The organism is Lactococcus petauri (genome assembly GCF_023499275.1).
GTDB classification, from domain to species: Bacteria; Bacillota; Bacilli; order Lactobacillales; family Streptococcaceae; genus Lactococcus; species Lactococcus petauri.
Genome location: NZ_CP094882.1, coordinates 1,841,396 through 1,856,714, shown reverse-complemented (window position 1 = coordinate 1,856,714; position 15,319 = coordinate 1,841,396). Strand labels below are relative to the sequence as shown.

Sequence of the window (15,319 nt, the reverse complement as noted above, 5' to 3'; positions counted from 1 at the left end):
CGCTCATTTTCCACACAAGTGGAAGGCTGTTATAATAACAGACAACCGATATTACCACAAGGAGAAATATAGAAATGGCTAAAAAAAGCAAATCAATGCGCGCTGCTATCGAAAAAGTAGACGCAACTAAACTTTACAGCGTTGAAGAAGCAGTAGCACTCGCTAAAGAAGCTTCAATCGCAAAATTTGATGCATCTGTAGAAGTTGCATACAATCTTAACATCGATACTAAAAAATCTGACCAACAAATCCGTGGTGCAATGGTATTGCCAAACGGTACTGGTAAAACTGCTCGTGTTCTTGTTTTCGCTCGTGGCGAAAAAGCTAAAGAAGCAGAAGCAGCTGGTGCAGACTTCGTTGGTGCTGATGAACTCGTAACTAAAATCAACGGTGGTTGGTTGGACTTCGACGTTGTAATCGCAACACCTGACATGATGGCTGTTGTAGGTCGTCTTGGACGTGTCCTTGGCCCACGTAACCTCATGCCAAACCCTAAAACTGGTACTGTAACAATGGACGTAACTAAAGCTATTGAAGAATCAAAAGCTGGTAAAGTTAACTACCGTGCTGATAAAGCGGGTAACATCCACGTACCAATCGGTAAAGTTTCATTCGACAACGAAAAACTTATCGAAAACTTCAAAGCTATCAATGCCGTAGTTGTTGCTGCTAAACCAGCTACAGCTAAAGGTACTTACATCACAAACCTTTCAGTTACTACAACTATGGGTGCTGGTGTTAAAGTTGATACAACAAGCTTCTAAGTTGAAAATTAAAAAGGCTCCTCAGGGAGCTTTTTTTGTATATCTTAGAAACACATATGTAATTTTCGTAATTTGAATTAGAAAAACATGCTTTTTCATGTTACAATAGTAATATGAAACGAATGACTCTATTAATAGGCTTTATAGCAGCCGTTTGGATAACTATTTATATCGGAACAGTATTTGAATTTCCCTTAATAAGTTTACAAATAATTTCATTGTTGTTACTTTTTACGACTTTTTACTTGGTGAAACTTGATGGAACTCGTGCTTGGTCCTATGTACTCATTATCGATATTTTCTTGGTATTTTTCCTTTTTACTTTTTATAATTCTCGTTATTTTTTCACATATATCCAATATGATAGCGATGTGACTGAAATTTTAATTATCGCTGGATCATTTATTATCTCCCAAATTTTAGGAATCTTTTGGGGCAGTCAATTTTATATTAATCCAAATAAAAAGTAGTGAATCATCCTTCACTACTTTTTTCTGAAAGTTTTTCTAAAATTTCATTGATTTTATCAACTTTAGGTTGAGCAAGGGTTTGAAATTCGTTCACTTTTCTTTGAATTTCTTGTCCGGTAAGCTCAGCCTTTTTTGCTTCAATTTTTACATTTTCTAAGTTCGCTTTGACCTCATCTATTTCTTTACTTAACCGTGAAAAGATTTCTGAGACGTCATTGATGAATTCTTTCATAAGATTTCCTCCGCAATTGCATTAAGATCATAAGTATGTGCTGTGAAAGCAGCAGAGAAACCATCATCTTCAGCATAACGTGGAATAAGGTGTACGTGAGTGTGGAAGACGGTTTGTCCAGCTATTTCCTCGTTGTTTTGCAGGATATTCATCCCCTTGGCGCCTAGAGAATCCACAAGTTTATTGGCGATTTCTGGAATTTTAGAGAAAAGCTGAGAGGCTTGCTCGGGTGCCATTGCTAATAAATTTCGTGTATGTGTTTTAGGTACAACTAAAGTATGCCCTTTTGTGGTCTGTGTGATATCAAGAAAGGCTACCAAGTTATCGTCTTCGTAGATTTTCGTACTTGGAATTTCACCCGCAATTATTTTACAAAAAATACAATTATCCATAAGAAATCTCCCTGTCCATTTGTAGAGTCTCAAAAGTTGAGCACTACTTTGTTATAAGTAAATTATAACAAATTCTTCTGTTTTTGCTTAGTGTAACTTGTTTAGAAAATTTTTTAGAAAGCGTTAAGACAAATAAATAGTTTTTAATGTTTAAAATTGGTATTATCATGGTAAGAAAAACAAAATAGGAGGTAAAGTCATGAAAAAAATTACAAACCAATTATTGCTTTTCATCCTCATGTTGGGGAGCATTTTGAATCTTACCCCATTGGTGAGTGCTGAAACAACGTCTCCAAGTGCAATACAATTTGTAGATCAAGTTGTTCTAAGTAATAACAATGGTCCAATAACCTCAAATAAAATAAGCGATGCTTCTTTGGTCAACGCTACCTACACGCTTAGTATTCCAAACGGTACAGTCATTGATACGGCGCAAACGTACTCAATGCCATTACCACAGGAATTAAAGTATACAGGAACTGCTCCAATTTTGCTGACTAAAGAAGATGGTACATTGTTAGGTTCAGTGACTATCCAAAATAATATGCTTAATATTGTTTTTGCGCCTGTTATCAACAATTTATCTAATCGTACATTATTTTTTAACTTTTGGTCTGGCTTTAATAAAAATACTTTAAATTATGATGCGGGGAATGATTTAGCCTTTCCGACAAAAAATAATTTAAATAATAGTATTCACGTTAATTTTTCAAAAAGTAGCTCAGGTGAAGGGTCAGGGAACAGTGCAATTGCTAAAACGTTGCACTATGAAGCAAATGATATAGTGACTTGGACTATTACCATAAACAATGGTGGTTATGAAATTTCCGATGCGAATTTTGCTGATACGATGAGCAACACGCAGGACTATATACCGGGTTCGACCAGTATACATTATAGAAACTATAAAAACACTGTTATTAAAACAGAGTCAACGGATTTGGTTTTTAATCCTAATGCAGATGGGAGTCAATCCACCTCCTTAAATCTTGGACATCTCCATGGTGACACAGAAGCATCTCTCACCGAACCCAATTCAGTGGTCATACATTATCAGACAAAATTAAAATCTAATCCTCTGAATAATAAATACCCTAATCAAGCTTTTTCCTATGATGGGACAACTCTAATTGATAGTGCAGTTTCCACTGCAACTTATCATGGACAAGGTGGAGGAGGAACAGGTGATCTTGCTGGTGATGTACTTATCAAATATGTTGACGAATTGGGAAATAAGCTCATAGATAATATTACACTCAAGGGAAACATTGGTCAACCTTACACTTCCGAGCAAAAAGAAATCGAGGGTTATACCTTTAAAGAAGTACAAGGGAATCCCACAGGAATCTTTACAGATCAGGCGCAAACCATCACTTATGTTTATACTAAGATTCCTGCTGCAGTAAATGGAGATGTTACAGTTCAGTATGTTGACGAAACAGGTAAGAAACTTTCAACTGACGAGAAACTGACTGGAAAAGTCGGAGATCCTTATATATCAGAGCAAAAAGAAATTGAAGGTTATACCTTTAAAGAAGTACAAGGGAATCCTACAGGAACCTTTACAGATCAGGCGCAAACCATCACTTATGTTTATACTAAATTACCAGTAAAAGGTGAAACAGTAACTGTAAAATACACAGGCGATGATGGTAAAAAAATAGCAGAAGATACAGTTCTTACAGGGAACATTGGTGAAGAATATGTTTCGACACCAAAAGAGCTCCCAGGTTATAGTATAAAAGGCGTGCAGGGAAATCCAAAAGGTGTATTTACCTCTACCAAACAAGAAGTAAAATACTTGTACGCGAAAAATCAAACGTATCAAGCTAATCTTCCGGCGACAGGAGAAGATAATGGAAAATTTTTGACCATCATTGGTGTTATTCTCTTATTTTTAATAGGAGGAGTAATAGTCTTTGTGCGAAAAATAAACAAATATAAGTAAGGCATCCTACCATTTCCAACCATAAAAAGATAAATAGATTAAAAACATTAAAAAAATCAAATCTATGTTATAATAATTTTTAATAAATTATAAATAAGGAGAAATTTAATATGGATGCGTATATTTTTGACTTCGATGGAACATTAGCAAATTCGGGGAGTACGGGTATATTGGCAACACAATCTGCTTTTCAGCAGTTTAACTTAAGTATTCCCTCAAACGAGACAATTAACTACTACACAGGTATTCCGATTGAAAAGTCTTTTAAGAAAATAGAGCAGGCTTATTTTAACAAGAACTTCTCTTTATTAAAGCAAGTCTATTTAGACAATATTGAATATGATTTAGAAGAAAATAAAGTTATTGCACTTTCTGCTAAAGCTTGTTATAGTCATTTATCTCCAGTGGAAGTTTCTTATATTGAAACGAGATTAAAAAGCTATCATATTTGGCATAGTTATGAACTCTATATTTTAGTGAATACCTTAGAGGAGATTGATCCTAGGTTATTACAAGATCTTGTAGGGCAAATGCTTTCCCAAAACGAACATTACTTGAAAGAAATAACAGAATTTAGAAATCTGCTTATTCGTGTTGTTCTCCGAGCGACACTTGTAATGATACGTCATGGCTACAGAGACGATTCAGAACGGTTTCTCAAAGCGTTTGAAGAATTAACGATAGTCTTTGACACCTATGTTCGAATATCCTCCCTTTTTGTAAAGGGATGTTGGATATACGCGTTTGAAAACCAAATTACGGGTAAAAAACTGACTGCACGTGCTTTAAAAATATTATCCGAAATCGGTGCTTTAGAACTACGGGAAGTTTTCCAAAAAGATTTTGAGAAAATCAGCAACAGATCAAGTGTATGAATGATAAGGGACTTTTCTACATAGTCCCTCATTTTTTTAGTAGAAAAATTAAGAAAAAGAGATTACATTAGAGGAAAGCAAAAGAAGTTGGGATATGATAAAATTAACTTATACTAAATTTGATTAGAAATGGAGATATTAATGTGGCTCTAAAAATAAATAACGTGACTGGAGGCTACTTTGGTAATCCGGTTCTTGAAGATGTAAGCTTTGAGATAGCGGATGGAGAACTGGTTGGACTTATTGGTCTTAATGGTGCGGGTAAATCAACAACTATTCAGGAAATTATGGGATTGCTCACGCCATACTCAGGTCAGATCGAATTGGATGGAATTACGCTCCAAGAAGATCTTGAAGGTTATCGTAAAAAGATTGGCTTTATTCCGGAAACACCAAGTCTTTATGAGGAACTAACTCTGCGTGAGCACATCGAGCTTACAGCTTTAGCTTATGGAGTTCCTGTAGAAGAAGCAATGCCTCGGGCAGAAGAACTCCTAAAAACCTTCCGTTTGGAGGATAAGTTAGATTGGTTCCCGGTCAATTTTTCTAAAGGAATGAAGCAAAAAGTGATGATTATTTGCGCCTTTTTGACGGATCCAAGTCTTTACATTATTGATGAACCCTTTCTAGGATTAGATCCTTTAGCGATTCAAGATTTAATCACACTTATGCTTTCTATGCGTGATGCTGGTGCTTCGATTTTGATGAGTACACATATTCTCTCAACAGCAGAGAAATTCTGTGACAAATTTGTCATCCTTCATGAAGGTAAGGTATTGATTGCGGGAACGATGGAAGATTTGCGTGCCAAATTTGGCAAGGAAGATGCCAGCCTTGATGAAATTTATTTAGAATTGACGAAAGGTGTAAATGCTCATGAATAGCTTATTTGAAGAACGCCGCAAAGTATACTATCGGCAAAATCTCAAATATTTGCGTTATGTGTTTAATGATCATTTTGTTCTCTTTTTGATGATTTTATTGGGCGCTTTAGCCGTACAGTATGCTCAATTTTTACAAGCTCACAGTTTAAATACTGCTGGAAAAGTTGGTTTAGTTCTTTTAATCACCATTCTAAGCCAGATTTTCGGAAGATTAGCCAGCTTCGTGGAACCTGCGGATAAGGTGTTTCTCTTACCGCAAGAGAAAGCAGTGCGCAAACATTTACTTCTGTCTTGCTTGCGTTCGCTTCTTTTCCCTGCGCTTATTAGTCTTGTTTTAGTCGGAATTGTGGCGCCTCTTTTAAAATGGTCTTTCTTCTATCTTTTGCTATGGTTTATTCTTTTAGTTTTGTTAAAAGCAGCTGGTTTAGGCCTTCGCTTACGTCAACTCATGCCCAATGGAATTATTTCTTGGGAGAGACTTATCGCTTACGAAGAAAACCGCAAAACGAATACATTACGCTTTTTTGCCCTTTTTACCAATGTTAAAGGACTGAAAACACAAAGCCGTCGTCGCAAATATTTAGATTTTCTCTTACCGAAAACGCTGCGAACCTATGAATATCTCTTTAGTCGTGCTTTTTTGCGCTCCGGAGACTATCTCTCGCTGACGTTGCGTTTGATTGCTCTTAGTGTACTTTCTTTAATTTTTATTGGTAACCCGATTCTTGCGGTTATTTTGGCATCGGTCTTTAATTATTTGTTGCTTTTTCAACTTTTTGCCCTCCAAGATTCTTTTGATTACCAAGTGTTGACGCGAATTTATCCACTCCGTCAATCATCAAAATTTGCAGCAATTAAAAATGTCCTCTCACGTATAATGCTTTTCGCGACAGTCGTAGAAGTCATTTTCGGTTTAGTCTTTCTGCAACCACGCCTTTATCTGATTGTACTTTTACTGGTGAATTTCTTGTTAGTGAAATTTTATATAAAAATGCGTTTGAAGGGCAAATAAAAAAACAGCTTAAGCTGTTTTTTTTATTTTGCAATAATTTTTGTTCCATGGACAAAGTTTGTACCTGTTAAGTTTGCGTATTCTTCATAGTTATCAACAGTTACACCACCACCAATAATAATAGCAATTCTTCCTTTCGCATATTTAACAAGATCTGCAATTTTTTCGGTATTGAGTGGCTTGTCGAGACTGTCTCCATGCATAAGAATTTTTTCGACGCCAGCTTCGACCAATGTATCGATGGCTGCATGCTGGTCCTCAATCTCATCAAAGGCCATGTGGAAGGTCACAGGAAGACCTTGAGAAGCCACCATAAGTGTTTCAAGGGCTTCAACGTCAATTTGATTGTCTTCTGTTAGAGCGCCTAAAACGAGATTTTGTGCACCAGCTTCGATAGCTTTGAGAATATCATTTTCCATGATTTTTAATTCATAAGAATTATAGACAAAATTGCCTCCACGTGGGCGGATGATAACAGCTAAAGTTGTCTTTTGGTCTCCGATAAATTCAGCGGCTTGCTGAATGACACCATAGCTTGGTGTTGTTCCACCCACAGCAAGGTTATCACAAAGTTCAATACGCTCGACTCCTGCAGCAGTTGCTTGAGGAATTTCAGTAAAATTTTCAACACAAAGTTCACGAATAATCATTGGCTTCTTTATTTCCTTTTCTGACTTTTTCTTTATTATAACAAAAAAAGTAGCTTTGCTGTTTTTAATGAATAAAAAGCTAGTGTATAGCAAACGAGGCATGCGATTTGATATAAAATATTGCATAAATAGAAAAAATATTTTCTTGGATATTTGTGATTCCTACGCTTTATGGGATTACTTGGATCCAGAAAAGTTAAAGCATCTGATGAAATGATATAATAGGTTTATGTTAAAAAAAATTGAAAAAGCCTATGTTTATTTAGAAAAAAATCTTGAAAGTCTCAGCTGTCCTTTATGCCGCGCTTCCTTTTCTTTGGAGCCTTATGCACTGCGTTGTGAGAATAAGCACACCTTCAATTTAAATAAAAAAGGGTATGTTAACTTTTTACAAACAAAAGCAGATACGGAACATTATACAAAGAAGATGTTTGAACCCAGACGTCGCTTAATAGCTGCTGGCATGTACACACCTGTACTTAAGGAAATTGAAAAAGCCCTTTTACCTGGCAATTTGTTGGATGTGGGCACAGGTGAAGGCAAGTTTTTGGAGTTGTTGTCTTACCAAGGGAACAAATTTGGCTTTGATATTGCAAAAGATGGTATTGAAATGGCGACTGATTTGCCTTTTTCAGCTTTTCTAAGTTTGGCAGATTTGACAAGACTACCTTTTGCTGATGCTTCTATTTCGAGTGTCTTAAATATTTTTACACCTTCAAACTATAAAGAGTTTAATCGAGTGTTACAGTCAGAGGGGAATATCATCAAGATTGTACCAGATCGATATTATCTTCAAGAGTTGCGTAAAGTATATGGCTTTCCAGTTAACTATGACAATACAGAGGTTATTCAACGCTTTGAGCAGGAATATCCTAATGCCGTGGAAAAAGAACTTCATTATAGTTTTGAGATTCCTGAGGCCCTTCGTTTAGATTTTCTGGAAATGAGTCCTTTAGAATGGGCGGTATCCTCTAAGATAAAAGAAGCAGCAAGAAAAATTCCCCCCACCCAGGCAACTATTCATGTGCAAGTTTTAATAGGGCAAAAATAAAAAACCTCTTCTTGAGGTTTTTTCTGTTAGAACATAAAATTTATTATTTCATGAGGAGGTGTACAATCTTTTTGATTCCTTTTTTACAAACAAGGAAAACGATAAAACCAACAACAAGAGCAGCTGGAACAGCAACTAAACTGCTTGTCATTGTAATAAAAATATAGACCATCATTGCCATGATGACTGAAAAGCTTGCGACATTAAGAAAGAAAGTCAGCTCGTGCACACGTTTGGTAAGATGGCTTTCTTGTTCATGTAGCTCATCATATGAATAGTATTCTTGCTTCTCATAGAAATCGTTTAAATTTTTTAATTCCATAGTTTTTTTCCTAAGTTTTCCTGATAATTAAGCTCTATACTACATCATAACAAATTATGTAAATGTTTGCAATACAATTTCATGTCTTATATTACTTTTTTGTTAATCGGAAAATAAAATAAAATGAAAATCTGACGTGTCAAGAGCAATAAATAGTGATATAATTTAGTCTATGATTAAAATTACTACTACCGCAGAAAGTGTGGAGCAAGCCAAGGCTCTACTTGCTGCTGGAACTGACAACCTTTATATTGGTGAAGCCGAGTTTGGGTTACGCTTACCCACAGCGCTTAGCTACGATGAAATTCGTGAGATTACAGCTCTTGCACATGAAGCAGGAAAAACAGTGACTGTTGCTGTAAATGCATTGATGCACGTTGATATGATGGCTAAAATAAAACCCTACTTAGACTTCTTGCAAGATATTCAAGTAGATCGCATAGCCGTAGGAGATGCGGGAGTTATCTTCGTGCTTCAAAGAGACAAATATGACTTGCCTTTTACTTATGATGCTTCTACCATGGTGACTTCAAGCCGCCAAATCAACTTCTGGGCGGGCCAAGGTGCTGTCGAAGCTGTGTTAGCACGGGAGCTTCCCAAACCGGAACTTGAAGCCATGACGGGAAACTTAGATGTACCCGGCGAGGTATTGGTTTATGGAGCAACTGTTATTCATCAAAGTAAACGTCCTTTAGTGCAAAATTACTACAATTTTATTAAGACAGAAGAGACAGGAAAAGATCGTGAACGTAATCTTTTTGTTTCGGAACCCAAAAAGGAAGATACCCACTATAGTATCTTTGAAGACAATCATGGTACACACATTTTTGCTAACGATGATCTTAATATGATGAGCGAGCTCTCGGAACTGGTAAAAATGGGCTTTGACCATTGGAAACTGGACGGTATCTTTACACGCGGTGCGGATTTTGTTGCCATTACGAAGTTGTTTGTAGAAGCGAAAAAGGCCATTGAAGCAGGAAATTTCACTGCAGATAAGGCCTTTCAGCTTGAAGAAGAAGTGCGTAAACTTCATCCAGCAGGGCGTACTTTATCACATGGTTTCTATGACTTAGACCCAGGTAAAATTAAATGATGAAAGCTTTGTATTTTGAAGAATTTGGGGATAGTGATGTCCTTAAATATGGCAAAGTTCCCTTGCCACAAGTGCTAGAAGATGAAGTTTTAGTCAAAACGGCATATATTGGTCTCAATTTTGCAGATATTTATCGCCGCCGAGGAGGCTATCATATCGAGGAACACCATCCTTATATTAATGGATACGAAGGTTCTGGTGAAATTGTCGAAGGGAAGCAGAAAGGAAGAAAAGTTCTTTTTGTCGATGTTCCCTTTGCTAATGCTGAATATGTTGCTGTGCCTAAAGAAAAGCTGATTTATTTGCCTGATAATATTGATTTAAAGTTAGCCGCCAGTATTGGTCTTCAAGGTTTGACTGCAGATTTCTTAGCGCATGATTTAGGGAAAAATCAAATAGGGGACAAAGTATTTGTTACAGGAATTAGCGGTGGTGTCGGGCAGATCTTGTCTCAAATTCTTGTGGCAGATGGTATGGAAGTATATGGTACGGCATCGAATGCAGAAAAACAAGCTTTGGCCCTTTCTCGTGGAGTGTGTCAAGTCTATCCAAGCCGAACGGATGAGTGGCGACAAGCGTTGTCTATTAAATTTGATACGGTTTATGATGGTGTGGGCAGTACTGTGAATAAAAATTTAGAGCTTTTGAGGAACAGAGGAAGCCTGATTTTCTTTGGTATGGCGGGAGGCAATCCACCACAAATTGATCTCGTGAAGATGATGTCTCAATCCAAAAATATCCTCACGGGTGACTTATGGGATTTTTTGACCAGCTTTTCTGAAAGGGAACGCCGAAGTCAGCGTCTCTTTGATTACTTTGAAAGAGGAAAAGTTGAAACAGCTGAAGCAACTGTCTTCCCTTTATCTGAAGGCAAGGCAGCTCATCAGTATTTAGAGTCTGGAAAAAATATTGGCAAGGTTTTATTAAAACCATAGTTTATTATTAAGAAGTTTTGGTCGGCAGACCTTATCAAAAATCTTATCTTGAAAATAGGAGAAAAAATGCAAGAAAATTATACAAGACCTGAGGTACTTTCACCTGCAGGCACACTGGAAAAACTTAAAGTAGCGATTGATTATGGCGCAGATGCTGTATATATCGGTGGACAAGCCTACGGTTTGCGATCACGCGCAGGTAACTTTACTTTTGATGAGATGCGTGAAGGTGTAGAGTATGCTTCAGCTCACAATGCTAAGGTATATGTTGCGGCCAATATGGTTACACACGAAGGAAATGAGGAAGGTGCAGGCGAATGGTTCCGTACACTGCGTGATTTAGGAATTTCTGCAGTAATCGTTTCGGATCCTGCATTGATAGCAATTTGTGCAGCCGAAGCACCAGGTTTACCAATTCATCTCTCTACGCAGTCTTCAGCAACGAATTACGAAACTTTAGAATTCTGGCAAGGTTTAGGATTGGAACGTGTCGTCTTAGCCCGTGAAGTTTCTATGGAAGAATTAGCAGAAATCCGAAAACATACATCTGTGGAAATTGAAGCCTTTGTCCATGGTGCTATGTGTATTTCTTATAGTGGACGCTGTGTACTTTCAAACTATATGAGCATGCGTGATGCCAATCGAGGTGGCTGTTCACAATCATGCCGTTGGAAATATGACCTTTATGATATGCCTTTTGGTAGTGAGCGCAAATCAATCAAAGGTGAAATTCCCGAAGAATTTTCAATGTCTGCAGTTGATATGAGCATGATTGAACATATTCCTGATATGATCAAAAATGGTGTAAATTCCTTGAAAATTGAAGGACGTATGAAATCTATTCACTACGTTTCAACAGTTTCAAATGTTTACAAAGCGGCCATTGATGCTTATCTAGAAAGTCCGGAAAAGTTTGAGGCTATTAAGCCAGATTTGGTTGATGAACTTTGGAAAGTGGCGCAACGTGAATTGGATACAGGCTTTTATTATGGTATTCCTGATGAAAATAAACAACTTTTTGGTGCACGTCGTAAAATTCCAGAATACAAGTTTATTGGCGAAGTTGTTGCTTACGATGAAGACAGTAAGGTTGCGACGATTCGTCAACGGAACGTCATTACAGAAGGTGATACGATTGAATTTTATGGGCCTGGCTTCCGTCATTCTGAAACAACAATTAAAAACTTACGTTTGGCAGAAACAGGAGAATCTATCGACCGTGCACCAAATCCAATGACCCTTTTACATATTGATGTGGAAACGCCTGTACAACCTGGAGATATGATCCGTAAATCAGGTGCAGGCTTAATCAATCTTTACGAAAAATCAGGTGCGGCTAAAACAGTGCGTGCTTAAAAAGATTAAATAGAGGAGCGTAATGACAGAAAAGACAAGATTAGGCGTTTATTTTGGTACTTTTGCTCCTTTTCATAAGGGGCACCAGCAACAGATTTACAAGTGTGCTGCACTTAATGATCAGGTTCTCTTAGTCGTATCAGGCTATACTCATGATCGAGGTGATAAGATTGGCTTGCCTCTAGCCCTACGTTATCACTATTTACAGGAAGCTTTTGCTGATGAAGAGGACATTGAGGTTGCAATGTTAGATGAAACGGATTTACCTCCGATGCCACAAGGATGGGATGCTTGGTTTAAACGTTTGTTTGACTTATTAAAAAATTACCAGAGCCAGGAAATTACTTTTTATGTGGGAGAGCCGGAATATGTAACTGAGCTCAGTGCACGTTTTCCGCAAGATTTGCGTACCTATAAGGTAGAAATGGCTGATAGGCAAGATATTAAGATATCCGCAACAGACATACGTGAAAATCCATTGTTGCACTGGAACGAGATAAATCCCGCTTTTCGTAGACATTTCACTAAAATTGTTGGTATAATTGGTGGCCGACAAAGTGGTAAGTCAACCTTGGCTAGACGTTTAGCACGTACTTTTAACAATGCCCCCTTTGCAAAGGATATTGAACAGGCTATCACTTCAGCCGGAAATCAAGGTATAATCTTTATTGATAATACTCTATCTCCGGATATGGATCTGGTGCTTTTAATTCCATCTGATAATGACGAAGCACTTTTAAGGGAGATAGCAGAGCAAGGACTTGCTGAAAAAGTTGTACGTTTAGATGATGAAGAAACGACGCGTGACACACGCGCTTATCTCGGGCGCTATTATCATGCTATTGATGCAATTAGTCAGTATACAGGGATTCAAATTGACCGTTTAAAATATTAGGAGAGGAAACATGGTTAACCAAAAGTTATCAAGTGCCGAAGCCTATACATGGCAAGTAATTCAAGAGCATTATGATGAAATTCCCCAACTTTCTATTACAGATTTGGCAGAATTAGCTCATTGCTCTTTATCAACGATTAATCGCACAGTGAGGAAAAAAGGTTTTTCGGGCTATGCCGAATTTCGCTATTCGATAAAAGAAAAGCCACTTCCCAATATTAATGGTTTTTCAAATGAAGTTTTGGCCGCAATTGGTAAAAACGAAGAAGAACTCCTACGGACCATTCATAATATTTCGGCTCCTGCTATTGAACAAGCCGTGCGTGCTATTGACCAAGCTGGTGAGATCATTCTCTTTGCGCGTGGTCTTTCCACTCATGCTGCTGTAGAGATGATGAAGAAGCTTCAACTTTTCCATAAGCCAGTGACACTTCATGATGACTATAAATATATGACTTATTATGCAAGTTTTGTCAAAGAGAACAGCTTAATCATCAATTTGTCCTTGAGTGGCGAAACTTTAGAACTGATTGAAGCAACCGAAGTGGCAAAAACCCATGGTGCAAAAATTTTGACCTTGACTGTAACGGAGCAAAGTCCATTAGTACGTCTTGCAGATGTCTCCCTAATTGGCTATAAAAGCTCTTTAGAAGTTAATTATTTTGATCTTGATGTCCATAGTCGACTGCCCTTGTATATTTTAGTACGTGTCCTCTTTGATGCTTACTCTATTTATAAAAAACAATGAAAAACAAATAATAAGCAAAGCCAAGGAGCTTTGCTTTTATTATCGTTCTTTTTGCTTTAGCAAATTAGAACGATAATACGCAGGGAGCGAAGCGAGTTGTGAACAACAACTTACATTCTTAGGTTTTGTAAGCGGTGTTTTAGGAAGTATTTCCTGCCTTCTTTACCCAATGGGAAACTTTTCCAAATAAGAAAATGCTATCATATTAATGTAAGCGATTTCGGTGTAAGGAAATCGAAAAAGGAGGTTCCCGATGGAGGGAGGAAAAATGAAACAAAGAATTTCGTATGCTTTAGGTGCTTTGGGTCACGATACCTATTATGCAGCAATTAGCGTGTTCTTTATTGCTTTTGTTACGAGTCAAATGTTTGCAGGTAGTGAACATGAAGATGCAATGATTGCCCTTGTGACATCACTTGTCGTCATTATTCGATTGGTAGAAATTGTTTTTGATCCCATTATTGGGAGTATTATTGACAACACACGCACGCGTTGGGGAAAATTTAAACCTTGGTTGGTTGCTGGCGGTTTAATATCATCTGTAATGATTGTATTGATGTTTTCAGACTTCTTTGGATTAGCCAAAAGTTCAAATACAACCTTATTTATTATTGTCTTTATCATTTCTTTTGTCATTCTGGATGCTTTTTATTCCTTCAAGGACATTGCCTTTTGGTCAATGATTCCTGCGCTCTCTGAAAAGAATGAAGAACGTGAGTCACTCGGAACATTTGCCCGTTTTGGTTCAGCTATTGGTGCTCAAGGAACAACTATTCTCGTTATCCCGATTACCTATGGATTCACTCAACTCATGACGGGGCACCATGCCCAAGGTGCATCAGGTTGGTTTGCATTTGGTGTCATTGCTGCGATTGTTTCAGGTGGAACAGCCTTAATTACAGCTTGGGGTACCCAAGAAAAGGATTCTGTTATCCGTCAACAATCACAAAAAACAACAACCATTGATGTGTTTAAAGCTTTATTGAAAAATGATCAGCTGATGTGGTTGTCATTGTCTTATATCTTGTTTGCTTTAGCCTATGTCGCAACAACAGCAACTTTGATTTTGATGTTTACCTTCGTTTTAGGACAAGCTGCACTGTATTCAATTACAGGGATTGTCGGCTTCATCGGTTCTATCGTCTTAGTACCACTGTTCCCTGTCTTAGCGAAGAAATTTGGCCGTCGTAAAGTTTTGACAGGTGCAATTCTCTCGATGCTTGTCGGTTATGCTTTCTTTATCTTTGGAAGTTCAGTGCCAATGACAATTCTCGGTCTTATCTTTCTGACTACACCTTATCAGCTTGTGTTCTTATCAGTTTTGATGACAATCACAGACTCTGTAGAATATGGTCAATGGAAAAATGGTGTGCGTAATGAAGCAGTCACTTTGGCAATGCGTCCGTTACTGGATAAAATTGCCGGTGCTTTCTCAAATGGGATCTTTGGGTTTGTGGCGATTGCAGCTGGTATGACCGGTTCAACTTTTGATCCACATAAAGTTTACGGGGTAACAACATTTAAGCTTTACGCCTTCGCTCTTCCAGCCGTTCTGATGATTATCTCACTCACGATTTATCTTCTTAAGGTAAAATTAACAGAGAAACGTCATAAAGAAATTGTTGCGGAACTCGAAAATAAATTAAAATAAAGATAAGGACTAGCGGTGACGCTAGCTCTCCTTATTTA

The 15,319-nt window shown here is 37.5% G+C and carries 17 protein-coding genes; 13 read left to right on the top strand and 4 right to left on the bottom strand.

Going from position 1 to position 15,319, the window contains the following annotated elements; genetic code table 11:
* The first annotated feature begins 74 nt into the window (after positions 1-74).
* Positions 75-764, top strand: a complete 690-nt coding sequence (gene rplA, locus lgb_RS08980; protein ID WP_003133341.1) for a 50S ribosomal protein L1 — start codon at positions 75-77, stop codon at positions 762-764.
* A gap of 113 nt (positions 765-877) precedes the next feature.
* Positions 878-1,234, top strand: a complete 357-nt coding sequence (locus lgb_RS08975) for a hypothetical protein (protein WP_029345887.1) — start codon at positions 878-880, stop codon at positions 1,232-1,234.
* Positions 1,235-1,238: 4 nt separating this feature from the next.
* On the opposite strand, the gene lgb_RS08970 is transcribed toward lgb_RS08975, so the two are convergent.
* Positions 1,239-1,466, bottom strand: a complete 228-nt coding sequence (locus tag lgb_RS08970; RefSeq protein ID WP_019292230.1) for a hypothetical protein — start codon at positions 1,464-1,466, stop codon at positions 1,239-1,241.
* Positions 1,463-1,858 (bottom strand): HIT family protein, encoded by a 396-nt coding sequence (locus lgb_RS08965; RefSeq protein ID WP_019294226.1) that lies wholly within the window; start codon positions 1,856-1,858, stop codon positions 1,463-1,465. Before lgb_RS08965 ends, lgb_RS08970 begins: the two co-directional genes overlap by 4 nt.
* Positions 1,859-2,057: 199 nt before the next feature.
* Between lgb_RS08965 and lgb_RS08960 the strand changes: the two genes are divergently transcribed.
* The 4 genes from lgb_RS08960 to lgb_RS08945 all read left to right on the top strand — a co-directional run bounded on the left by lgb_RS08960 (position 2,058) and on the right by lgb_RS08945 (position 6,577).
* Positions 2,058-3,806: a MucBP domain-containing protein gene (locus lgb_RS08960; protein WP_064305343.1), complete on the top strand. Its 1,749-nt coding sequence runs from the start codon at positions 2,058-2,060 to the stop codon at positions 3,804-3,806.
* 110 nt (positions 3,807-3,916) lie between these two features.
* Positions 3,917-4,681, top strand: a complete 765-nt coding sequence (locus tag lgb_RS08955; RefSeq protein ID WP_249663209.1) for an Rgg family transcriptional regulator — start codon at positions 3,917-3,919, stop codon at positions 4,679-4,681.
* A gap of 143 nt (positions 4,682-4,824) precedes the next feature.
* A complete protein-coding gene (locus tag lgb_RS08950) occupies positions 4,825-5,565 on the top strand; it encodes an ABC transporter ATP-binding protein (RefSeq protein ID WP_029345882.1) in 741 nt (246 codons plus the stop codon).
* A complete protein-coding gene (locus lgb_RS08945; RefSeq protein WP_019292224.1) occupies positions 5,558-6,577 on the top strand; it encodes an ABC transporter permease in 1,020 nt (339 codons plus the stop codon). The genes lgb_RS08950 and lgb_RS08945 overlap by 8 nt, the downstream gene beginning before the upstream one ends.
* A gap of 23 nt (positions 6,578-6,600) precedes the next feature.
* Here lgb_RS08945 and lgb_RS08940 read toward each other — a convergent pair whose 3' ends face one another.
* Complete coding sequence (locus lgb_RS08940) at positions 6,601-7,227, bottom strand: copper homeostasis protein CutC (protein ID WP_019294188.1); 627 nt, start codon at positions 7,225-7,227, stop codon at positions 6,601-6,603.
* A 229-nt stretch (positions 7,228-7,456) separates the two neighbouring features.
* Between lgb_RS08940 and lgb_RS08935 the strand changes: the two genes are divergently transcribed.
* On the top strand, positions 7,457-8,278 hold the full coding sequence (locus lgb_RS08935; protein WP_019294187.1) for a putative RNA methyltransferase: 822 nt from the start codon (positions 7,457-7,459) through the stop codon (positions 8,276-8,278).
* Positions 8,279-8,321: 43 nt separating this feature from the next.
* Here the strand turns inward: lgb_RS08935 and lgb_RS08930 are convergent, their stop codons facing one another.
* Entirely contained in the window at positions 8,322-8,600 is a 279-nt protein-coding gene (locus lgb_RS08930) for a DUF3270 domain-containing protein (RefSeq protein ID WP_019294186.1), read from the bottom strand.
* A 172-nt stretch (positions 8,601-8,772) separates the two neighbouring features.
* Between lgb_RS08930 and lgb_RS08925 the strand changes: the two genes are divergently transcribed.
* The 6 genes from lgb_RS08925 to lgb_RS08900 all read left to right on the top strand — a co-directional run bounded on the left by lgb_RS08925 (position 8,773) and on the right by lgb_RS08900 (position 15,281).
* Positions 8,773-9,696, top strand: a complete 924-nt coding sequence (locus lgb_RS08925; RefSeq protein ID WP_019294185.1) for a peptidase U32 family protein — start codon at positions 8,773-8,775, stop codon at positions 9,694-9,696.
* Positions 9,693-10,631 (top strand): zinc-binding dehydrogenase, encoded by a 939-nt coding sequence (locus lgb_RS08920; RefSeq protein WP_019294184.1) that lies wholly within the window; start codon positions 9,693-9,695, stop codon positions 10,629-10,631. The genes lgb_RS08925 and lgb_RS08920 overlap by 4 nt, the downstream gene beginning before the upstream one ends.
* A gap of 66 nt (positions 10,632-10,697) precedes the next feature.
* Entirely contained in the window at positions 10,698-11,987 is a 1,290-nt protein-coding gene (locus lgb_RS08915; protein WP_003133356.1) for a peptidase U32 family protein, read from the top strand.
* Between the two features lie 22 nt (positions 11,988-12,009).
* Complete coding sequence (locus tag lgb_RS08910) at positions 12,010-12,882, top strand: adenylyltransferase/cytidyltransferase family protein (RefSeq protein WP_019294183.1); 873 nt, start codon at positions 12,010-12,012, stop codon at positions 12,880-12,882.
* Between the two features lie 10 nt (positions 12,883-12,892).
* The gene (locus lgb_RS08905) at positions 12,893-13,630 is read left to right on the top strand and encodes a MurR/RpiR family transcriptional regulator (protein WP_019292217.1); all 738 of its coding nucleotides are present in this window, start codon (positions 12,893-12,895) and stop codon (positions 13,628-13,630) included.
* Between the two features lie 253 nt (positions 13,631-13,883).
* Complete coding sequence (locus lgb_RS08900; protein ID WP_019292216.1) at positions 13,884-15,281, top strand: glycoside-pentoside-hexuronide (GPH):cation symporter; 1,398 nt, start codon at positions 13,884-13,886, stop codon at positions 15,279-15,281.
* Positions 15,282-15,319: the final 38 nt, after the last annotated feature.